The 19,296-nt window shown below is 74.2% G+C and carries 17 protein-coding genes and 2 pseudogenes; 10 read left to right on the top strand and 9 right to left on the bottom strand.

From position 1 onward, the window contains the following. From ACPXCS_RS37845 to ACPXCS_RS37835, 3 genes and pseudogenes are all read right to left on the bottom strand, one after another. Nucleotides 1-629: pseudogene (locus ACPXCS_RS37845) on the bottom strand (phosphoketolase); the annotation flags it as partial. A gap of 108 nt (nt 630-737) precedes the next feature. Continuing rightward, nucleotides 738-3,263, bottom strand: coding sequence for a beta-glucosidase (locus ACPXCS_RS37840; protein ID WP_425952020.1), 2,526 nt, complete (start codon nt 3,261-3,263; stop codon nt 738-740). A gap of 791 nt (nt 3,264-4,054) precedes the next feature. After that, nucleotides 4,055-4,507 carry a DUF4442 domain-containing protein gene (locus ACPXCS_RS37835; RefSeq protein WP_425952019.1) on the bottom strand — a complete coding sequence of 151 codons (453 nt, stop codon included), beginning with the start codon at nt 4,505-4,507 and terminating at the stop codon, nt 4,055-4,057. Between the two features lie 163 nt (nt 4,508-4,670). Between ACPXCS_RS37835 and ACPXCS_RS37830 the strand changes: the two genes are divergently transcribed. Together ACPXCS_RS37830 and ACPXCS_RS37825 are read left to right on the top strand one after the other, a co-directional pair. Next, the gene (locus ACPXCS_RS37830; protein WP_425952018.1) at nt 4,671-5,681 is read left to right on the top strand and encodes a hypothetical protein; all 1,011 of its coding nucleotides are present in this window, start codon (nt 4,671-4,673) and stop codon (nt 5,679-5,681) included. 25 nt (nt 5,682-5,706) lie between these two features. Continuing rightward, nucleotides 5,707-7,032 carry an MFS transporter gene (locus ACPXCS_RS37825; RefSeq protein WP_425952017.1) on the top strand — a complete coding sequence of 442 codons (1,326 nt, stop codon included), beginning with the start codon at nt 5,707-5,709 and terminating at the stop codon, nt 7,030-7,032. Here ACPXCS_RS37825 and ACPXCS_RS37820 read toward each other — a convergent pair. Both ACPXCS_RS37820 and tuf read right to left on the bottom strand, forming a co-directional pair. Further along, nucleotides 6,994-7,839 (bottom strand): spermidine synthase, encoded by an 846-nt coding sequence (locus ACPXCS_RS37820; RefSeq protein ID WP_425952016.1) that lies wholly within the window; start codon nt 7,837-7,839, stop codon nt 6,994-6,996. The genes ACPXCS_RS37825 and ACPXCS_RS37820 overlap by 39 nt on opposite strands. Before the next feature lie 86 nt (nt 7,840-7,925). Then, nucleotides 7,926-9,095, bottom strand: coding sequence for an elongation factor Tu (tuf, locus tag ACPXCS_RS37815; RefSeq protein WP_425952015.1), 1,170 nt, complete (start codon nt 9,093-9,095; stop codon nt 7,926-7,928). A 339-nt stretch (nt 9,096-9,434) separates the two neighbouring features. On the opposite strand from tuf, the gene ACPXCS_RS37810 reads away from it, so the two are divergent. Continuing rightward, complete coding sequence (locus ACPXCS_RS37810) at nt 9,435-10,226, top strand: TVP38/TMEM64 family protein (protein WP_425952014.1); 792 nt, start codon at nt 9,435-9,437, stop codon at nt 10,224-10,226. A gap of 22 nt (nt 10,227-10,248) precedes the next feature. On the opposite strand, the gene ACPXCS_RS37805 is transcribed toward ACPXCS_RS37810, so the two are convergent. Beyond that, nucleotides 10,249-11,418, bottom strand: coding sequence for a thiolase family protein (locus ACPXCS_RS37805; protein WP_425952013.1), 1,170 nt, complete (start codon nt 11,416-11,418; stop codon nt 10,249-10,251). A gap of 93 nt (nt 11,419-11,511) precedes the next feature. Between ACPXCS_RS37805 and ACPXCS_RS37800 the strand changes: the two genes are divergently transcribed. From ACPXCS_RS37800 to ACPXCS_RS37790, 3 genes are all read left to right on the top strand, one after another. Continuing rightward, nucleotides 11,512-11,982 (top strand): winged helix-turn-helix transcriptional regulator, encoded by a 471-nt coding sequence (locus ACPXCS_RS37800; protein ID WP_425952012.1) that lies wholly within the window; start codon nt 11,512-11,514, stop codon nt 11,980-11,982. A gap of 159 nt (nt 11,983-12,141) precedes the next feature. Continuing rightward, entirely contained in the window at nt 12,142-13,017 is an 876-nt protein-coding gene (locus tag ACPXCS_RS37795; RefSeq protein WP_425952011.1) for an undecaprenyl-diphosphate phosphatase, read from the top strand. Between the two features lie 97 nt (nt 13,018-13,114). Further along, entirely contained in the window at nt 13,115-13,294 is a 180-nt protein-coding gene (locus ACPXCS_RS37790; protein ID WP_425952010.1) for a hypothetical protein, read from the top strand. Nucleotides 13,295-13,362: 68 nt separating this feature from the next. On the opposite strand, the gene ACPXCS_RS37785 is transcribed toward ACPXCS_RS37790, so the two are convergent. After that, nucleotides 13,363-13,965 (bottom strand): DUF4291 domain-containing protein, encoded by a 603-nt coding sequence (locus tag ACPXCS_RS37785; RefSeq protein WP_425952009.1) that lies wholly within the window; start codon nt 13,963-13,965, stop codon nt 13,363-13,365. Nucleotides 13,966-14,056: 91 nt separating this feature from the next. Between ACPXCS_RS37785 and ACPXCS_RS37780 the strand changes: the two are divergent. Next, nucleotides 14,057-14,294: pseudogene (locus ACPXCS_RS37780) on the top strand (hypothetical protein). 69 nt (nt 14,295-14,363) lie between these two features. Beyond that, nucleotides 14,364-15,938, top strand: a complete 1,575-nt coding sequence (gene lnt, locus ACPXCS_RS37775) for an apolipoprotein N-acyltransferase (RefSeq protein ID WP_425952008.1) — start codon at nt 14,364-14,366, stop codon at nt 15,936-15,938. Here the strand turns inward: lnt and ACPXCS_RS37770 are convergent. Continuing rightward, nucleotides 15,862-16,767 (bottom strand): Gfo/Idh/MocA family protein, encoded by a 906-nt coding sequence (locus ACPXCS_RS37770; RefSeq protein WP_425952007.1) that lies wholly within the window; start codon nt 16,765-16,767, stop codon nt 15,862-15,864. The genes lnt and ACPXCS_RS37770 overlap by 77 nt on opposite strands. A 13-nt stretch (nt 16,768-16,780) precedes the next feature. Beyond that, on the bottom strand, nt 16,781-17,965 hold the full coding sequence (locus tag ACPXCS_RS37765) for an FAD-dependent monooxygenase (RefSeq protein ID WP_425952006.1): 1,185 nt from the start codon (nt 17,963-17,965) through the stop codon (nt 16,781-16,783). A gap of 81 nt (nt 17,966-18,046) precedes the next feature. On the opposite strand from ACPXCS_RS37765, the gene ACPXCS_RS37760 reads away from it, so the two are divergent. Continuing rightward, nucleotides 18,047-18,637: a TetR/AcrR family transcriptional regulator gene (locus ACPXCS_RS37760; RefSeq protein ID WP_425952005.1), complete on the top strand. Its 591-nt coding sequence runs from the start codon at nt 18,047-18,049 to the stop codon at nt 18,635-18,637. A 43-nt stretch (nt 18,638-18,680) separates the two neighbouring features. Then, nucleotides 18,681-19,193: a DinB family protein gene (locus ACPXCS_RS37755; protein WP_425952004.1), complete on the top strand. Its 513-nt coding sequence runs from the start codon at nt 18,681-18,683 to the stop codon at nt 19,191-19,193. Nucleotides 19,194-19,296: the final 103 nt, after the last annotated feature.

Genomic DNA, 19,296 nt, shown 5'->3' with positions numbered 1-19,296 from the left:
AGGTGCAGGATCGGCAGCACGGCTCCGTCGTGCACGGGGTCGAGGAACTTGTTGGAGTGCCAGGACGCGGCCAGCGGCCCGGTCTCGGCCTCGCCGTCGCCGATCACGCAGGCGACCACCAGGCCGGGGTTGTCCAGGGCGGCGCCGTAGGAGTGGGCGAGGGAGTAGCCCAGTTCGCCGCCCTCGTGGATCGAGCCGGGCACCTCCGGGGCGACGTGGCTGGGCACGCCGCCGGGGAAGGAGAACTGGCGCATCAGCAGCTCCATGCCCCGCGCGTCCCGCGTCACGTCCGGGTACCGCTCGCTGTAGCTGCCCTCCAGCCAGGAGTTGGCCAGCACCGACGGCCCGCCGTGGCCGGGGCCCCAGATGCACAGGGCGTCCAGAGCGCGCTGTGCGATGACCCGGTTGAGGTGGGTGTACACGAGGTTCAGCCCCGGTGAGGTGCCCCAGTGCCCCAGCAGCCTGGGCTTGATGTGCTCGGGCCGCAGCGGCTCGGTCAGCAGCGGGTTGGCGAGCAGGTAGATCTGACCGGCCGCCAGGTAGTTGGCGGCCCGCCAGTGGGCGTCCAGGGTGCGCAGTTCCTCGTCGGTCGGTGCGGTGGTGCTCTCCGGGCGCTGGGCCTCGGGCATGGTGACTCCCTGGGTTCTGCGACGGCTCCAGGAGGAGTACCAGTGTGGTCCGGTTCGATGCCCGTCGCCTCCCGGCCGTGCGCCGGCCGGGGCGGGTTCCGTCCGCTCTCAGCCGCCCACGCGTGCGCGCGTGCGCAGCCGCAGATCCCGTGACGACGCCCCGATCCACAGGGTGCGCGGGCCGGTGCCGAGCACCCAGTCGTGGAGCTCCGGGTCCCAGGAGGACAGGGTCCGCCGTTCGACCCGCACGGTGACGCGCCGCTCCTCCCCCGCGCGCAGCACGAGCCGCCGGTATCCGGCCAGCACGCGCACCGGCTGGGCGAGCGCCAGGTCCGGTGACGGGCCGGCGTAGACCTGCGGCACGTCCACGCCCTCGCGCGGGCCGGTGTTGCGGACCGTGAAGGCGACGTCGAGACCGTCGGCCCTCCAGCGCGCGTCGGGGTCCCGGTAGGCGAAGGAGGTGTACGACAGGCCGTGGCCGAAGGGGAACAGCGGACGCACGTCCTCGGCGTCGTACCAGCGGTGGCCGATGTGGACGCCCTCGGTGTAGTGCTCGGTGCCGTCGACGCCGGGGTAGCGGCGGGGGTCGCCGGCGACGGGGTGGTGGTCGTCGTCGGCCGGGAAGGTCTGGGTGAGGCGGCCGCCCGGGTCGCGCTCGCCGTACAGGACGGCGGCGGTGGCGGCGGCCCCCTCCTGGCCCGGGTAGTACATCTGCAGCACGGCGCCGGTGCGCTCCAGCCACGGCATGGAGGTGGCGGAGGAGGTGTTGAGGACGACGGTGGTGCGCGGGTTGGCCGCGGACACGGCTTCGATCAGCCGCTCCTGGTTGCCGGGCAGAGCGACGGAGGTGCGGTCCTGGCCCTCGATGGCGTCCTCGTAGGCGAAGAGGACGACGTCCCGGGCGGCGCGGGCGGCCCGTACGGCCTCCTCCACGTCCCGGGCGCGGGTCTGCGCCGTGCTGCGGCGGAGCCGGAACAGCTGGCCGGTCTCCCCGCCCCGTGCCGTGAGGGACAGCCGGTGGCCGCCCTCGGTGAGCGTCAGGGTCCGGCGGCGTACCGAGAGGCCGTCGTCCGCGTGGGTGAGCAGGCCGCCGGTGAAGTACTCGTTCCAGCCGGGCGTCAGCGGGAAGAGGTCCTCGCCGTCGAGGAGCACCCGGGGGCGCAGCGGGGGCGTGCCCGAGTAGTGCAGCACGAGGGTCCAGGTCTCGGTCGCGGCGACGGTGAACGTGCCCTCGTAGGTCCAGGTGCGGCCGGCCTCGACCCGCCGCGCCTCGGTGTCGAGGGCGGGGTCGAGCGCGCCGGCCGGGAAGGGCTTGCCGAAGACGTCCTCGCCGAGCGCGTGGACCACCCGTGCGGCGCGCGGGCGGAGGGCGTCCAGCGGGCTGTCGGCGTGCTCGGGCACCACATGGGCGCTGCCGCCGCCGCTGACCAGAGGCCGGGCGCCGGTCGGGCCGATCACCGCGACGCTGCCGCCGGGGGTCAGGGGCAGGGTGCCGTGCGCGTTGCGCAGCAGGGTGGCGCCCGCCTCGGCGACCTCGCGGGCGACGGACGCCCCGGCCGCGGCGTCCCGGTCCGGGCGGTGCGGGGCGGTGCCGTCGAGCAGCCCGAAGCGGTCCATGACGGACAGGACGCGGCGGACGGCCCGGTCGACGTGGGCCTCGGGCACGCCCCCGTCGCGCACGGCCGAGGTGAGGGGCGCGCCGAAGTGGGTACCGTCGGGCATCTCCATGTCGAGGCCCGCCGCGAGGGCCTCGCGCGTGCTGTGCGCGGCGGACCAGTCCGTCATCACGAAGCCGGTGAAGCCCCACCGCTCCCGCAGCACGCCGGTGAGCAGGGCCTCGTTCTCGCAGGCGAAGGTGCCGTTGACCTTGTTGTAGGCGCCCATCACCGCCCCGGCCCCGGCGGCGACGGCCGCTTCGAAGCCGCGCAGCTCGGTCTCGTGCAGGGTTCGCTCGTCCACGCGCACGTCGACCGACATGCGGTCGCGCTCCTGGTTGTTCAGCGCGAAGTGCTTGACCGTCGCGATGAGTCCCTCGCTCTGGACGCCCTCGATCTCGGCGGCGACCAGGTGGGACGTGAGCAGCGGATCCTCGCTGAAGGTCTCGAAGTTGCGGCCGGCGTACGGGGTGCGGATGAGGTTGACCATCGGGGACAGCAGGACGTCCTGGCCGAGGGCGCGGCCCTCGCGTCCGATGACCCGGCCGTAGCGCCGGGCCAGTTCCGGGTCGAAGGCGGCGGCCAGCATCACCGGAGCCGGCAGGGCCGTGGCGTGCCGGGTGACACGGACACCGGCCGGGCCGTCGGCGAGCCGCAGGGACGGGATGCCGAGCCGCGCGACCCCGGGCACGTAGCCGGCCTGGCCGAGCGGCCGAGGGTCGGTGGCGCCGTGCAGCAGGGAGACCTTCTCCTCCAGGGTGAGCCGGGCGAGCAGCCCTTCGACCCGGGCGTTCCGGTCCGGGGCGTGGGCCGCGTGTCCGTCCGGGGCGTGGGCTGCGTGTCCCCGGCCCTGCCGCGCGTGGGCCGCAAGTCCTTCCCGGGCGTGAGCACGGGAGGGCGCCGCCGCGGTGACGGCGATCGCGCCGCCGAGCAGGCGCAGGGCGGAACGCCGGGGAAATCGGGGGGCGGTGTCGGTCATGCACCGCACTATGAGCCAGCCGAAGCCCGAGGCCCCCGGGACACCACGGGCGGACCGGGTGAACCCGGGGCCGCCCTGGTGGACGCGGCCACGCGCAGGTGTACCTGCGGCCCCCCGTCCCCTACGGCAGCAGCGCCTCCGGGACACCCCGGGCGGACCGGGTGAACCCGGGGCCCCCCGGGTGGACACGGCCACGCGGGGGTGTACCTACACCCCCCGTGGCGCGGGTGACCCCGCGGCCCCCGTCCCCTACGAGAGCAGCGGCACCTCGATCGACGTCACCGTGTCGGTGACCGGCTCGCGGACCGCCGGGCCGGGCGGTGGCCCGGACTCGCGGGTGGACGGCCCCGGTTCGGCCTCGTGGCAGCGGTCCGCCTCTCGTACGGGGCCGGCGCGGCCCGGACGGCTGCCCGGGCGGGGCGCCGTCGTGCGGCTGCCGCTCCCCCTCGGCCCACCGGCCCCGGGGCGGCTCGCCGGTGGAGACCCGTTCTCGCGCGCCCAGCCAGGCGCCGCGTTGCCGGTGTCGCCGAACGTGCGGCGCGCGACCGCGGGCGCCGACGGTTCCGCGGAGTCCCGGCAGGACCCCGGAAACACCGCCGTCCGCGGCCCGTTCACCGACCCTGTCCCGGACGGCCGCGAGCAGGCGCGGACGCAGGAACCCGGCGCCGGGCCCGGCGAGTTCGCGGCGGAACGCGGCGGCCGCCGCCACGGCCGCCGCATCCTCCGCCGAGGCGAGACGGCCGACGGCGTACGTGTGGACGGGCCGCCGGTGCAGGGGGGTCGGCGCCCGGTCAGCCGTTGGGGCGCAGGGTCCACACCACGGTCATCTCGCCGGTCACGGCGCCGTCGGCGCGCTGGATGGCGACGGTCACCGGGAACTCCGGCCGCTCACCGGCGTCGAGTTCCGCGACGACCTCGGCCGCCGGACGGCCGAGGGTGGCCGTGGCGGTGACGGCGCCCATCGCCAGCTTCTTGTAGGAGATCTCGGCGCTGACGGCGAGCGGCACGGCGCGCGAGAGCTGGTCGCCGAACGCGGCCAGCACGATCGCGCCGCTCGCGGACTCGCCGAGCGTGAACATCGCACCGGCGTGCGGGCCTCCCACGTGGTTGTGGTACTCGCCCTGGTCCGGCAGGGACACCACCGCTCGCTCCGGCGTGGTCTCCAGGAACTGGAGGTTCAGGGTGCGGGCCATGGGCACCGTGGCGGCGAGCATCTCGCCGATGGACATCTGGTCTGCGCTCATGCCCGAATGTTACTCACGAGTAGATGCGACTGACCAGGCCGGTGTGACGACCGCCGCACCGGCTCCTGCGCAGCCGTCCGCGCCGCCCCGCCGCCGGGTTGCTACGGCACCGTCCACAGGCGGTGACCGAATCGTGTCCTGGGCGCGGCTAGTGTTGCTGCCCATGTGGCCAGGACAGCAGCCGCCCGGGGGCGAGCAGAACCCGCAAGCGAACAACCCCTACCAGCAGCCGGGGTACCAGCAGCCGAATCCGTACCAGCAGCCGGGCTATCAGCAGCCCGGCCCCTACGGGCAGCAGCCCCAGTGGGGCACTCCCGCACCGGCCGGTGCGCCGCAGCCCCCGCAGGGCGGCGGTGGCGGCAACCGGACGAAGCTGGTCGCGATCATCGCGGCCACGGCCGTGGTCGTGGCCGCCGGAGTCACCGGCTTCCTGGTGCTGGGCGGCGACTCGGACGACACGGCGGACGGGAAGACGGACAAGAAGCCCACCCCGACCGCCACCAAGGAGTCCGAGACGGAGCCGAGCGCCTCCGCCTCCGACGACAACCCGCGCGGCGGCCCGGGCGAGAAGGCGACCGTCCCGGGCTGGAAGGTCGTGGTCAACACGCGCTTCGGCACCAAGTTCGACGTCCCGGCCGACTGGGAGATCGAATCCCAGGGGACCAGCGTGGGCTTCGAGTGGGAGAAGAAGGACGGTGAGCTGGACCGCACCACGGTCACCGCTCCGGCCTATCTGAAGTCCAAGTGGTGCACGAGCGACGACAACAAGGACGGCCGCGAGGAGGACACCGCCCTCGCCACCGCCGGCACCCGCGGCGAGAACGGCGCGAAGAACGCGGACATGGCGGCCGAGACGCGCGTGCCGTGGTGGATCTTCGGCGGTTACACCCAGCCCGACAAGAAGAGCGTCAAGTACACCAAGCCCAAGCCGTACACCACCAAGTCGGGCATCAAGGGCAGTGTCGCCACGGCGCACTCGGAGAACACGCCGCAGAACGGCAAGTGCGACAGCGAGGGCAAGGCGATCACCTTCGCCTTCAAGAACGGCGCGGGCGACTTCGTCACCTGGAACCTGTACGGCGCCAAGGGCGTCAAGGACGAGCTGCCCGAGGCGACCGTGCAGAAGATCCTGAGCACCGTGCGCCTCACGGAGGAGCCGCCCACCGAGTCGTGACGGGCGCGGGCCGCGTACACGCCGTTTGGCAAGTCGGCCCCGCCCCGACGATAGTCACGGGGTGCCGATCACGACCTCCCGCAGACCCGCCTGGGCGGGCCGCAACTACTCCCTGCTGACCGCGGCCGCGGTCGTCACCAACCTGGGCAGCAGCGGCGCTCTCGTCGCGGCGGCCTTCGCCGTCCTCGAGGCGGGCGGCGACGGCGGCGACGTCGGCCTGGTGGCGGCGGCGCGGACCTTGCCGCTGGTGCTCTTCCTGCTGATCGGCGGCGCCGTGGCCGACCGGTTGCCCCGGCACCACGTGATGGTCGCGGCCAACGCCCTGAACTGCCTCTCCCAGGGCGTGTTCGCCGCTCTCGTGCTGACCGGCGATCCGGTGCTGTGGCAGATGATGCTGCTGGCCGCCCTCGGCGGCACCGGCCAGGCGTTCTTCGGCCCGGCCGCCGAGGGCATGCTGATGTCCTCGGTCCAGGGCGAGCAGGCGGGCCGCGCCTTCGCGGTGTTCCGGATGGCGATGTCGGGCGCGGGCCTGGGCGGTGCCGCGCTGGGCGGTGCCATGGTCGCCGCGATGGGTCCCGGCTGGGTGCTGGCCGCCGATGCGGCGGCCTTCGCCGTCGCCGGGGCGCTGCGCGCCTTCCTGGACGTCGGCCACATACCGCCCCGGGCCCCGGGCGGCGGCCTGCTGGCCGATCTGCGCGAGGGCTGGCAGGAGTTCGCCGGCCGGCCCTGGCTGTGGGGGATCGTGGTGCAGTTCTCCATCGCCAACGCGGTCGTCGCCGCCGCCGACGCCGTCTACGGCCCCCTCGTCGCCCGCGACCACCTCGGCGGAGCGGGCCCCTGGGGTCTCGCCCTCGGCGCGTTCGGCGCGGGCACCGTCGCCGGCGCCCTGCTGATGACCCGCTGGAAGCCGCGCCGTCTGCTCCTGGCCGGCACCCTCTGTGTCTTCCCCCTGGCCCTGCCCTCGGCCGCGCTCGCCGTCCCGGTGCCGCTCGGCGTCCTGTGCGCGGTGATGTTCGTGGCGGGCGCGACGGTGGAGGTGTTCGGCGTCTCCTGGATGACGGCCCTGCACCAGGAGATCCCCGAGGCGAAGCTCTCCCGCGTCACGGCCTACGACTGGTTCGGCTCCGTGGCGTTCGTGCCGCTCGCGACGGCGGCGGCCGGCCCGGCGGAGGACGCCTTCGGCCGCACGGCGGCGCTGTGGGGCTGTGCCGGGCTGGTCGTCCTGGTCACGGCGGCGGTGCTGTGCGTCCCGGACGTGCGCAACCTGCGCCGCCGCACCACACCGGTGGCCAAGGGCGCCGCCGAGCGTCCCTCAGCCGATGCCGAACGCCCCGTCGGGGGGCTCGGGTGAGGGCACCGCGTCCTCGTCGCGCACCGGCCGCGCCCCGCCGATGAACCGGCGCAGCCCGGCCCCGTGCACGACCCGGGCCGGGAAGGCGTCGGCGGCCGTGAGCCGGTTCAGGGCCGCGACGTCGACGGCCCGGTGCCCGGCCACGAGCACGGCGTTGCCGAACCGGCGCCCCCGCAGCACCCCCGGCTCGGCGATCAGCACCAGCTCCTCGAACACGGTCGCCAGCGTGGCGAGTTGGGACCGCAGGAACGGGAAGGGCGCGGCGTCGGGAAGGTTGGCGAGGTACACCCCGCTCTCCCGCAGCACCCGCGCGGCCTGTTCCACGTAGGCGACGGAGGTGAGGTGGGCGGGCACCCGGGAGCCGCCGAAGACGTCGGCGACGACGACGTCGGCGGACCCGGCGGCCGCGTCCTGCACCCAGGCCCGGGCGTCCGCCGCGTGCAGCGCGACCCGGGCGTCCGGGGGCAGCGGCAGCTGTCCGGTCACCAGTTCCAGCAGCCCGCGGTCCGCCTCGACGACGTGCTGCCGTGACCCCGGCCGTGTGACGGCGACGTACCGCGGCAGCGTCAGCGCCCCGCCCCCGAGGTGCACCACGTCCAGCGCACGCCCGGGCTCGGCCACGACGTCCAGCACGTGCCCGAGCCGCCGCGCGTACTCGAACTCCAGGTGCGTGGGGTCGTCCAGGTCGACGTAGGACTGCGGCGCCCCGTCGACGGTCAGCAGCCAGGCCCGCTCCCGGTCGACGTCGGGCATGAGCTTGGCGAACCCGTGGTCGACGGGCCGGGCGACGGGGATGGCTTCCTTCACCCCTCCATTGTGCGTGGGGGCGGCGCCGCCGAGGGGCGCGGGGAGCTGCGCGACCGGCCCGCGCCGGCCGGCAGCCCCCCGGCACCTCAATGCACCACGGTCACGGTGCCGGCCCCCACCGTCCGCCCGCCCTCACGGACGGCGAACCCGAGCCCCGCCTCCAGCGGCACGTCCCGTCCCAGTTCCACGGTCATGACGACGGTGTCGCCGGGCCGCGCGACGGCGACCTCGCCGAGGTCGACGACCCCGACCACGTCCGCGGTCCGGATGTAGAACTGCGGCCGGTACCCGCTGGAGACGGCCGTGGTGCGCCCGCCCTCCCGCGCGGACAGCACGTACACCCGCGCGGTGAAGCGTCGCCGGGGCGCCACGCTCCCCGGCGCGGCCACCACGTGGCCCCGCCGGACGGCGTCCCGGGGAACGCCCCGCAGCAGCACCGCCACGTTGTCCCCGGCCTGCGCCTCCTCCATCGGCTTGCCGAAGGTCTCCAGCCCGGTCACCACAGTCTCGACGCCGGCCCCGAGCACCTCGACCCGGTCCCCGACCCGCACCACGCCGCGCTCCACCGCCCCGGTCACGACGGTTCCCCGCCCGGTGATGGTCAGCACGTTCTCCACCGGCAGCAGGAACGGCGCGTCCAGGTACCGCTCGGGGATCGGCACGTACGTGTCCACCGCGTCGAGCAGCGCCTCGATGGACGCCGTCCACCGCGGGTCGCCCTGCAGCGCCTTCAGTCCGGAGACGCGCACGACGGGCACCGAGTCGCCGCCGTAGCCGTGCGCCGTGAGCAGGTCGCGCACCTCCAGCTCGACCAGGTCGGTGAGCTCCTCGTCGCCGGCGTCGGCCTTGTTGAGCGCGACGACGATGTGGTCGACGCCCACCTGCCGGGCGAGCAGGACGTGTTCGGCGGTCTGCGGCATGATCCCGTCGAGCGCGGAGACGACCAGGATCGCCCCGTCCAGCTGGGCGGCGCCGGTGACCATGTTCTTGACGTAGTCGGCGTGGCCCGGCATGTCCACGTGCGCGTAGTGCCGGGTGTCGGTCTCGTACTCGACGTGCGCGATGTTGATGGTGATGCCGCGCGCCGCCTCCTCGGGCGCCCGGTCGATCCGGTCGAACGGCACGAAGGCGCCGGTGCCCCGGTCGGCGAGGACCTTGGTGATGGCGGCGGTCAGGGTGGTCTTGCCGTGGTCGACGTGACCCATGGTGCCGATGTTGAGATGCGGTTTCGTGCGGACGTAGGCCGTCTTGGGCATGGCTGTACCTCGAAGCGTGGTGGCGTGGGAAAGAACCGGGACCCCGGGGACCTGCCCGACCCTCCCCTTGCGGGGTCCGCCGGACGAGCCGGAGAGGGTCAGCTTCGGGCGCCGTCCGCGACGGCCGTGAGGACGACGACGGCAGCCTTCGGGGCATCCGTGACCACGGATGCTGCGAGGGTGAAGGCGTGCCGGAACATGACGTCGATCATCGCCGACGCCCCATCGCGCGTCGAATGGTTTTCGCCCGGTCCGCGCAGAGGGGTGCGACCGGTTCCTGTGACGCTCGTGAGACGAACCATACGGCGATCACACACATTTGTCGGTTAGTGTCACCGGATGCTCGATGCCACCACCCGCTCTGGGGGCACCGCCACGGCCTCTCCCCGGGCCACCACCGCGGAGCTCGCCGTCGCCGCTTCCCCGGCAACGACCGCCTCGCCCGCCGTCTCCTCCGGTTTCGCCGCCCGCTGCACGAGAGTGCTGCTCTCCCCGTGGTCGCGGCTGTCCCTGCTCGTCGCCCTGCTCGCCGCCGCCGCCTGCACGATGCTGCTGTTCGAACCACAGCGGCTGCTGACGCAGGGCTGGCCGCCCCAGTTGAGCGGTGCCGCCGCGGCGCTGGTCTTCGCGGTGGCGTACGGGGTGTGCACCGTGGCGTTCGTGCCGAGGCCGCTGCTGAACCTCGCGGGGGGTGCCCTGTTCGGTTCGCAGGTCGGCCTCGGCGTGGCTTTGGGGGGCACCGTGCTGGGCGCCGGGATCGCCTTCTGCCTGGGCCGGGCGCTGGGCCAGGACGCGCTGCGGCCGCTGCTGCGGGGACGCTGGCTCAAGGCGGCGGACGGCCAGCTCAGCCGGCACGGCTTCCGTTCGATGCTGGCGGTCCGGCTGTTCCCGGGCGTGCCGTTCTGGGCCGCGAACTACTGCGCCTCCGTCTCACGCATGGGCCTGCTGCCCTTCCTGCTGGCCACGGCGCTCGGATCCATCCCGAACACCGCCGCCTACGTGGTCGCCGGCGCCCGTGCCTCGACGCCGACGTCCCCCGCCTTCCTGATCGCCCTGGCCTGCATCGCCCTGCCGGCGCTCGCGGGCGTGGTGGTGGCCTGGCGCAAGCGGCACCAGCTGCGCCGTCTCTGACGGGCCGTCACGGCCCGTCGCGTCAGACCCGTTCCAGCACCATGGCGTTGGCGAGTCCGCCCGCCTCGCACATGGTCTGCAGCGCGTACCGGGCGCCGCGTTCGCGCATCGCGTGCACCAGCGTCGTCGTCAGCCGGGTGCCGCTCGCGCCCAGCGGATGGCCGAGCGCGATGGCGCCGCCGTGCACGTTGACCCGGTCGAGGGCGGCGCCGGTCTCCTGCTGCCAGGCCAGGACGACGCTGGAGAACGCCTCGTTGACCTCGAACAGGTCGATGTCGTCGAGGCTCAGCGACGCCCGGCGCAGCACCTTCTCGGTCGCCGGGATCACGCCCGTGAGCATCAGCAGCGGGTCGGAGCCGGTGACGGCGAAGCTGTGCAGCCGGGCCAGCGGGCGCAGCCCGAGCCGGGCGGCGGTCTCGCTCGACGTGATGAGCACCGCCGAGGCGCCGTCGTTGATCGGGCTGGCGTTGCCCGCCGTGACGTTCCACTCGATCTGCGGGAACCGTTCGGCGAAGCCGGGGTCGTGGTAGGCGGGCCTGAGCCCGGCGAGGACCTCCGGGGTGCTGTCCGGGCGGACGCACTCGTCGCGCGTGACACCCTCCAGGGGCGCCACCTCGGCCTCGAAGAGGCCCGCTTCCCAGGCGGCGGCGGCCTTGTGGTGCGAGGAGACGGCGAAGGCGTCCATCTGCTCGCGTCCGATCGACCACTTGGCCGCGATGAGCTCGGCGCTGATGCCCTGCGGGACGAGTCCCTCGGGGTAGCGCGCGGCGACCCCGGGCCCGAAGGGGTCCTTGCCCGGCGGCACGTTCGACCACATCGGCACCCGGCTCATCGACTCGACCCCGCAGGCCACGACGAGGTCGTAGGCGCCCGAGAGGACGCCCTGCGCCGCGAAGTGCACGGCCTGCTGGGAGGAGCCGCACTGCCGGTCGACGGTGGTGGCGGGCACGGACTCCGGGAAGCCGGCGGACAGGACGGCGTAGCGAGTGGTGTTCATGGCCTGCTCGCCCACCTGGTCGACGGTGCCGCCCACGACGTCGTCGATCAGCGCCGGGTCGACACCGGACCGCTCGACGAGGGTGCGCAGGGTGTGGGCGAGCAGTTCCACGGGGTGGACGTGGGCGAGGGCGCCGTTGGGCTTGCCCTTGCCGATCGGGGTGCGTACGGCTTCGACGATCACTGCGTCACGCATGTGCGGGCCTCCACGGCTACTGGTGAGTAGGAAAACCGAACTCACGGTATCCCGCAGGGTTGGAAAATCCAACCCTCTCGTAGACTGGGCCGCATGCCCGCCCGCAGAGATCCGCGCCCCTGCTCCATCGCCGACACCCTGGCGCTGGTCGGCGAGAAGTACTCGCTGCTCGTCCTGCGGGAGGTGTGCCTGGGCAACGGCCGCTTCGACCAGCTGGTGCGCAACATCGGCGCGCCGCGCGACATCCTCGCCACCCGGCTGCGCCGGCTCGTGGACGCCGGGATCCTCGCCAAGCACCTCTACAGCGAGCGCCCGCAGCGCTTCGAGTACCGGCCGACCCGGGCCGGGCTCGAGCTGGAGCCGGTGCTGATGACCCTCATGGCGTGGGGCGACCGCCACCTGCGGGCCGACGGCGATCGCCCGATGGTCATCGAGCACTCCTGCGGCCGGGCCCTCGCCCCGGTCGTCACCTGCCGGGCCTGCGGCGACGAGGTGCGCCACGAGGACCTCACGGCCCGCCCGCAGGCTCCCGGCTGGACGGTGACCGGCCCGACGGCGGCCTGATCCGCACCGCTGCCGGGCCGCTTCCAAACCCCTGTGTCCGGGCGGCCTTCCGGGGGCGCTACGCTTCCCCCTCGGCACACATGATCCCCCGTTCCTCGCGACGGCGGCCCGGTGTGCCCGTCGTCCGTCCCACGATCGGCACTTGGACTCCGCTACCTCATGTCTTGGTTCGAATCACTCATCCTCGGACTCGTCCAGGGGCTGACCGAGTTCCTCCCCGTCTCCTCCAGCGCGCACCTGCGCCTGACGGCGGCCTTCTCGGGCTGGGAGGACCCGGGTGCGGCCTTCACGGCGATCACGCAGATCGGCACCGAGGCCGCCGTGCTGATCTACTTCCGCAAGGACATCGGGCGGATCATCTCGGCGTGGACCCGCTCCCTCACGAACAAGGCGCTGCGCAGCGACCCCGACGCGCGGATGGGCTGGCTCGTGATCGTCGGCTCCATCCCGATCGGCGTGCTCGGCGTGACGCTGAAGGACCAGATCGAGGGCCCCTTCCGCGACCTGCGCATCACCGCGACGATGCTGATCGGCATGGGCATCGTCCTGGGCGTCGCCGACCGGCTCGCGGCCCGCGACGAGAGCGGCGGCAAGCACCGCGCGCCCAAGCAGCGCAAGGCCCTGGAGGACCTGGGTGTGCGCGACGGCCTGATCTACGGCCTGTGCCAGGCCATGGCGCTGGTCCCGGGCGTCTCCCGCTCCGGCGCGACCATCAGCGGCGGCCTGTTCATGGGGTACCGGCGCGAGGCCGCGGCCCGCTACTCCTTCCTGCTCGCCATCCCCGCGGTGCTCGCCTCGGGCCTGTTCGAGCTGAAGGACGCGACGGAGAGCGGCCACGTCTCGTGGGGGCCGACGATCTTCGCCACGGTGATCGCCTTCGGCGTCGGGTACGCGGTGATCGCCTGGTTCATGAAGTTCATCTCCACCAAGAGCTTCATGCCGTTCGTCTGGTACCGCATCGCACTCGGCATCGTCATCATCGCCCTGGTCAGCACGGGTGCGATCAGCCCGCACGCGGGTGAGCCGGCGCACTGAACCGGCGCACTGTGACCCCCGTCTCGTGACCAAGCGCATAGCGATCCGGTAGCCGTCCGGTAGCGGGCTGTCAGTGGCTGGCCCTAGGCTTGTCCGCATGTCCCCCGATTTCGTGACCCCTGGTTCCGTGCGGTCCGCTGCCGAGGTCAACGAGGAGATCCGTGCGCTGTGGCGGCGCACGGGCGGCACTCTGTCGGCCGAGGAGCGAGCGGCGTACGAGCTGCTCGTCGTCGAGTGGGCGGCCGCGATCCGCGGAGCCGTCGTCAAGGCGGCCTGACCGGCCCTCGCCGTCCCGTCCCCCAGGACTCCCGCCCGCCGGGCTCCCGTCCTTCAGCTCCTCGTCCTTCAGGCGCCCAGCCGCGCCAGCACCTCGTCCTCGACCGGATACGGCCGCTCCTCGGGCAACAGCCCGGCGGCCGCCGTGAGTTCACCGGCCCGCACCAGCGCACGGATCTCCGCCGCGAGCGGAGTGACGTCCTCGATCCCCACGATCCACTCGTCCGCGTACCGCGCGGCGGCCTCCCCCGCGAGCCCCAGCTGGAGCGACCGGTACGGCAGCGGCCGCAGCCGCAGGTCCCGCTCCGGATCCCACTGCACCCGCGCCGGCGCCCGCTTCAACTGCCGCTGCCAGGCGGCCCGGTCGCCGTGCAGGGCGGGCACATGGTGGGACAGGCAGGCGTGGCGAAGCGCCCAGAGGAAGCCCTCCCGCCGGATCTCGATCGCCAGGACCGTCTCCTGGCCCTCCTTGGTGCCCCAGCCGCAGCGGTACATCATCCACAGGAACGACGGCTTGACCCAGGTCATGCGGTCGCGCTTCCACGACGACGGGAAGCGGCCCGCACGGGCCGCCGGGCCGCCGATCTCCGGGCGGTAGGCCTGGTAGACGGTGAGCGTGGTGCCGGTGTGGCGGGCACGTATCCGGAATCGCGGTTCGTTCTGATCGTTCACGAGGGACAGGCTCGCCGCCTCGGCCCCCGGCGGCCACCGAATTTCGCGCACGGCCCCTGGCCCCTCGTCCGCCATGCCCACCACTGAGCCGATGTCCCGGCGTGCGGAGTCCGCCGCCGTGCGGGACCGGCCGGCCGTCGACGGGCTGATCACCGACTACGCGGTGGCGATGCGGCAGCACCTGATCGTCGACCGGCGCCTGCGCTTCGGGACCTGGGAGCAGGACCGCGCTGCTGCGCACGGAGGAGGGCCGGCGGCTGGGCGAGGTGGTCGTACGGGAGAAGTGGCGGCGCCTTCCCGAGCGGCACGCGGCACCTGTGGTCGACTGATCCGGCCTCCGCTGTCCTAGATCGTCCGCCGGGCGCACACTGGAGGCACCTGCGGGGTAGGAGGCGCCTATGAAGACGCTCGGCCACTGGCTCGCCTCCCCCTGGCGGCGCTCGGCCGCGGCCACGGTCGCGGGCGCCCTGCCGGTCCTCGCCTTCCCCGGCCCCGCGCTGTGGTGGTGGGCCTGTGTGGCGCTGGTCCCCTGGCTCCTGCTGCTGCGCACCGCGCCGACCGCGAAGCGGGCCGTCCGCGACGGCTGGTGCGGCGGCTTCGGCTTCATGCTGGCCATGCACCACTGGCTGCTGCCGAGCCTGCACGTGTTCACGTTCGTCCTCGCCGCCCTGCTCGGCGCCCTGTGGGCCCCCTGGGGCTGGCTGGTGCGCCGCCTGCTGGGCGGGATCCCCTCGCCGACCCGGGTCGCGGTGGCGCTCCTGGTGCTGCCCTCGGGCTGGCTGGCGGCCGAGCTGGTCCGCTCCTGGCAGGGGCTCGGCGGGCCCTGGGGCATGCTCGGCAGCAGTCAGTGGCAGGTCGGGCCCGCGCTGCGGCTCGCCTCGGTCGGCGGGGTGTGGCTGCTGAGCTACCTGCTGGTCGCCCTGAACGTGGCCGTCGCCGTGCTCGTCGCGGTCCGGAGGGCCCGGGTGCCGGCCGTGGCCGGGCTCGTCGCCACGGCCGCCGCCGCCTCCGCCGCCTGGGCCTTCGCGCCCCGCCCCGCCGTCGACGGGCAGGTGCGGATCGCCGTCGTCCAGCCGGGCGTCATCGGCGGGCCCGACAGCGGCGACCGCCGCTTCGACCGCGAGGAACAGCTCACCCGCGGGCTCGCCGGGCGGGGTGTCGACCTGATCGTGTGGGGCGAGAGCAGCGTCGGCTTCGACCTGGGCGACCGGCCCGACCTCGCGCGGCGGCTCGCGGATCTCTCCCGCGCGACGGGCGCCGACATCCTGGTCAACGTGGACGCCCGGCGCTCCGACAAACCCGGCATCTACAAGAGCTCCGTCCTCGTCGGACCGGAGGGCCTGACCGGGCAGCGCTACGACAAGATGCGTCTGGTGCCCTTCGGCGAGTACATCCCGGCCCGCTCCCTCCTCGGCTGGGCCACCTCGGTCGGCAAGGCCGCCGGGGAGGACCGGCGGCGCGGCACGCAGCCGGTGGTGATGGACGTGGGCGACGGGCTGCGCGCCGGGCCGATGGTCTGCTTCGAGACGGCGTTCCCGGACATGACCCGCCACCTCACCCGGGAGGGCGCCGACGTGCTGATCGGGCAGTCGGCGACGTCGACGTTCCAGCAGAGCTGGGCGCCGGCCCAGCACGCCTCGCTGGCCGCGCTGCGCGCCGCCGAGACCGGCCGTCCCATGGTGCACGCGACCCTCACGGGCGTCTCGGCGGTCTACGGCCCGCAGGGGCAGCGCGTCGGGGAACGGCTCGGCACGGACGCCTCCGCGAGCCAGGTCTACGAGGTCCCGCTCGCGCACGGCACCACGCCCTACGTCCGGTACGGCGACTGGGCCGTGCACGCCGCCCTGCTGCTCCTCGTCGCGTGGGCGGCGGGCGAGGGCGGCCGGACGCTGCGGCTCAGGCGGTCCGCTCCTGAACCGCGCGTACCACCCGTTCGCACAGCTCATGGGTCTCCAGCGCGTCCCGGGCGCTGAGCACCCGGCCGGCCCGGACCGCGTCCAGGAACGCCAGCACCGCCTGCTCGATCCCGCGCTGCCGGGCGACCGGCACCCAGTCGCCGCGCCGCCGCACGGTCGGCTGCCCCTTGTGGTCGACCACCTCGGCGAGGTTGACCACCTGCCGCTTGGTGTCCTGCCCGGACACCTCCAGGATCTCCTCGGCGGAGCCGCTGAGCCGGTTCATCACGCCCAGCGCGGTGAAGCCGTCCCCGGCGAGCTGGAGCACCACGTGGTGCAGCAGTCCGTCCCGCACGCGGGCGCGCACGGTCACGTCGTCGATCGCGCCGGGCGCCAGGAACCGCAGGGTGTCGACGACGTGGATGAAGTCGTCGAGGATCATCGTGCGCGGGTCCTCGGGCAGCCCGACACGGTTCTTCTGCATCAGGATCAGCTCGCGCGGATGGTCGGCGCACTGCGTGTAGCCGGGGGCGTGGCGCCGGTTGAAGCCGACGGCGAGGCTCACGCCCCGCTCCTCGGCGAGCGCCACCAGCCGCTGCGAGTCCGCGAGTTCGTAGGCGAGCGGCTTGTCTACGTAGGTCGGGACGCCGGCCTCGAGCAGCCGCGCCACGATCTCCGGGTGGACGAGCGTGGGCGCGTGCACGAAGGCGGCGTCGAGATCGGCGGCGAGCAGGGAGTCGAGGGTGGTGTGCCGCCGCTCGTGCGGTATGTGGAGGCCGTCGGCGACCCGGTCCAGAGTGGCGGGCGTGCGCGTCTGCAGGTGCAGCTCCACGCCGGGCTGGAAGGCGAGGACGGGAAGGTAGGCCTTCTGCGCGATGTCGCCGAGTCCGATGCAGCCGACCTTCACCTGGTGCTCTCTTTCAGTGGTTGCCTGCCGGGGCCTGCTGCGAAGCATACGGCTGCTGCGGCGGCCGCCAGTCGGCGATGCCGTCGAAGCCGCGCAGGAACAGGGCGGGCCCGGCCTTGGACAGGGCGGCCATGGCGGTGTTCCGTACGGCGACGCCGGCGCGGCCGGTCATGAGGTTGAGGCGGGCGACCCGCACGGCCCGGCGCGCGATGGCGGTCGTGCGGGGCAGCCGGGCGGCGGTGTAGGCGTCCAGGTCGTCGCAGTGGTGCGCGAGCACGACCGCGTCCTCGATGGCCTGGTTGCCGCCCTGACCCAGGGTCGGCGGCATGGCGTGCGCGGCGTCGCCGACCAGGGCGACCCGGCCCAGGTGGTACGCGGGCAGGGGCTCGGCGATGTGGTGGACGTCGTGGCGCAGCACGTCGGCGGGGCGGGCGGCGGCCAGGACCGCCGGGATCGGCTCGTGCCAGCCGCCGAAGCGGCGCAGCAGTTCGGCCCGCTCGTCGTCCGGTGCGCGTCCCCCGGCCGGGGCGACGGCGGCGCCGTAGGCGTAGACCCGGCCGTCCTTGAGGGGGTGCGTGCCCCAGAGGTGGCCCCGGCCCCAGGTCTCGTGGGAGGCGAACTCCACGCCGGGTACGGGGATCACGACCCGCCAGGTGGTGATGCCGGAGTAGACGGGCCCGGGGTGGCGGGGGAAGAGCGCCCCGCGCACGGCGGAGCGGATGCCGTCGGCGCCCACCACGAGGTCGGCCTCCAGCTCACCGTCGGGCGTGCCGACCCGGGCCGGTCGGCCGGGGCCGCCCGGGTCGGCGAGAGCGGCGGCGACGCCCGTGCGGACGGTGTCCGGCGGGAGCCGGGAGGCGAGGCTCGTGACGAGGGTGGCGCGGTGCAGCAGCACGAGGGGGCCGCCGTAGCGCGCGGCGGCGGCGTCGGCCGAGGAGCGTGCGAGCCATCGCCCGGACGGGGTGCGCAGACCGCCGTCCCCCGCCCAGGCGGCCAGCGCGCGGGTCTCGTCACCGAGTCCGACGACGTCCAGGGCGCGCAGGGAGTTCGGGGCCAGGGAGATCGCGGCGCCGACCGGCTCCAGCGAGCGGGCCCGCTCCAGTACGGTGACCCGCCAGCCGCGCGCGTGCAGGGCCGCCGCCGCGGTCAGGCCTCCGATGCCGCCGCCGATCACGACGGCCCGCCTCGACCGTGCCATGGCTCCTCCTCGCCTTTCACTACGCCTGTAGTACGCCTTCGACGTTACTACAGGCGTAGTGAAACGGGTAGCGTGGCCGTCATGCCCGAACGCACCGCCGGCTCCTCCCGCGCCGATCTCGTCGCCGACACCGCCCTCGCCCTGCTCGCCGAACGCGGCATGCGCGGTCTGACACACCGGGCGGTCGACGAGGCGGCCGGCCTCCCCCAGGGCTCCACGTCGAACGTGGCGCGGACCCGGCAGGCCCTGCTGGAACTGGCGGTGCGGCGGCTGGCCGACCGGGAGGCGCGCGTGCTCGCGCTGCACGAGATGCCGGACCCCCGCGCCGGGACCGGGGCGCTGCTGGACGCCCTGGCCCTCGCGACCCACCGCGCCCTCACCGGCCACCGCGCCCTCACGCTGGCCCGTTACGAACTCGCCCTGGAGGCGACGCGCCGCCCCGAGCTGCGGGCGTTCTTCGACGCGACGGGCGCCCGCTTCCGCGACCAGCTCGCCGCCCTCGTCACCGGCATGGGCTCCACCGACCCCGACCGGCACACGCTGTCGCTGATCGCCTGGGCGGACGGGCTGATGTTCAGCTGCGTGGCCGGCTCGTTCAGCGCCGCGGCGCCGACCCTGGAGGAGGTGCGGTCCGGGCTGCGGGAGCTGCTGGACGGGATGCTCGGGGGCTGAAAAAGCCGTGGTGCGCCACGCGGCGCCGGGACAGGATGCGTCCATGACGACCGAACGCCACGTGCCCGCCACGACCGCCGACGAACGCACCATGCTGGAGGGGTGGCTGGAGTTCCACCGGCAGACCCTGGCGTGGAAATGCGAGGGGCTGAGCGACGAGCAGCTCAGGACCGCCTCCACACCCCCGTCCGAACTGTCCCTCATGGGCCTGGTGCGGCACATGGCGGACGTGGAGCGCAGCTGGTTCCGCCGGGTGCTGACGGACGAGGACGCGCCGCCGATCCACTGGAGCGACGAGGACCCGGACGGCGACATCCACCTCACCGAGGCGGACACCTGGGCGGAGGCCCTCGCCACCTGGCAGGCGGAGATCGCGACCGCCCGCCGCAACGCGGCCCGCTTCGGCCTGGACGACATCTCCGAGGGCAGGCACCGGCGCACCGGCGAGCGGTTCAACCTGCGGTGGCTCTACACCCACATGATCGAGGAGTACGCACGGCACAACGGCCACGCCGACCTGATCCGCGAGCGCATCGACGGCGCCACCGGCGACTGACGTCAGCCCCGGCGGGCCGGCGCCCTCCGTACGGGGCGGGACATCACCCGTGCGGGGCATCCTCCGCCTGTCCGCCGCCCGGGCACGGGCCGGACGCACCAGA

The sequence above is a fragment of the Streptomyces sp. DT190 genome (assembly GCF_049846985.1).
Lineage (GTDB): Bacteria > Actinomycetota > Actinomycetes > Streptomycetales > Streptomycetaceae > Streptomyces.
Note: the sequence above shows the minus strand (reverse complement) of the source record. Positions and strands in the feature narration are given on the sequence as shown.

What these genes read in the sequence shown, in the direction of transcription:
- ACPXCS_RS37840 (WP_425952020.1), bottom strand. Translation starts at nt 3,263, where the DNA reads ATGACCGACACCGCCCCCCGATTTCCCCGGCGTTCCGCCCTGCGCCTG.
- ACPXCS_RS37835 (WP_425952019.1), bottom strand. Translation starts at nt 4,507, where the DNA reads ATGAGCGCAGACCAGATGTCCATCGGCGAGATGCTCGCCGCCACGGTG.
- ACPXCS_RS37830 (WP_425952018.1), top strand. Translation starts at nt 4,671, where the DNA reads ATGTGGCCAGGACAGCAGCCGCCCGGGGGCGAGCAGAACCCGCAAGCG.
- tuf (WP_425952015.1), bottom strand. Translation starts at nt 9,095, where the DNA reads ATGCCCAAGACGGCCTACGTCCGCACGAAACCGCATCTCAACATCGGC.
- ACPXCS_RS37810 (WP_425952014.1), top strand. Translation starts at nt 9,435, where the DNA reads ATGCTCGATGCCACCACCCGCTCTGGGGGCACCGCCACGGCCTCTCCC.
- ACPXCS_RS37805 (WP_425952013.1), bottom strand. Translation starts at nt 11,418, where the DNA reads ATGCGTGACGCAGTGATCGTCGAAGCCGTACGCACCCCGATCGGCAAG.
- ACPXCS_RS37800 (WP_425952012.1), top strand. Translation starts at nt 11,512, where the DNA reads ATGCCCGCCCGCAGAGATCCGCGCCCCTGCTCCATCGCCGACACCCTG.
- ACPXCS_RS37795 (WP_425952011.1), top strand. Translation starts at nt 12,142, where the DNA reads ATGTCTTGGTTCGAATCACTCATCCTCGGACTCGTCCAGGGGCTGACC.
- ACPXCS_RS37790 (WP_425952010.1), top strand. Translation starts at nt 13,115, where the DNA reads ATGTCCCCCGATTTCGTGACCCCTGGTTCCGTGCGGTCCGCTGCCGAG.
- lnt (WP_425952008.1), top strand. Translation starts at nt 14,364, where the DNA reads ATGAAGACGCTCGGCCACTGGCTCGCCTCCCCCTGGCGGCGCTCGGCC.
- ACPXCS_RS37765 (WP_425952006.1), bottom strand. Translation starts at nt 17,965, where the DNA reads ATGGCACGGTCGAGGCGGGCCGTCGTGATCGGCGGCGGCATCGGAGGC.
- ACPXCS_RS37760 (WP_425952005.1), top strand. Translation starts at nt 18,047, where the DNA reads ATGCCCGAACGCACCGCCGGCTCCTCCCGCGCCGATCTCGTCGCCGAC.
- ACPXCS_RS37755 (WP_425952004.1), top strand. Translation starts at nt 18,681, where the DNA reads ATGACGACCGAACGCCACGTGCCCGCCACGACCGCCGACGAACGCACC.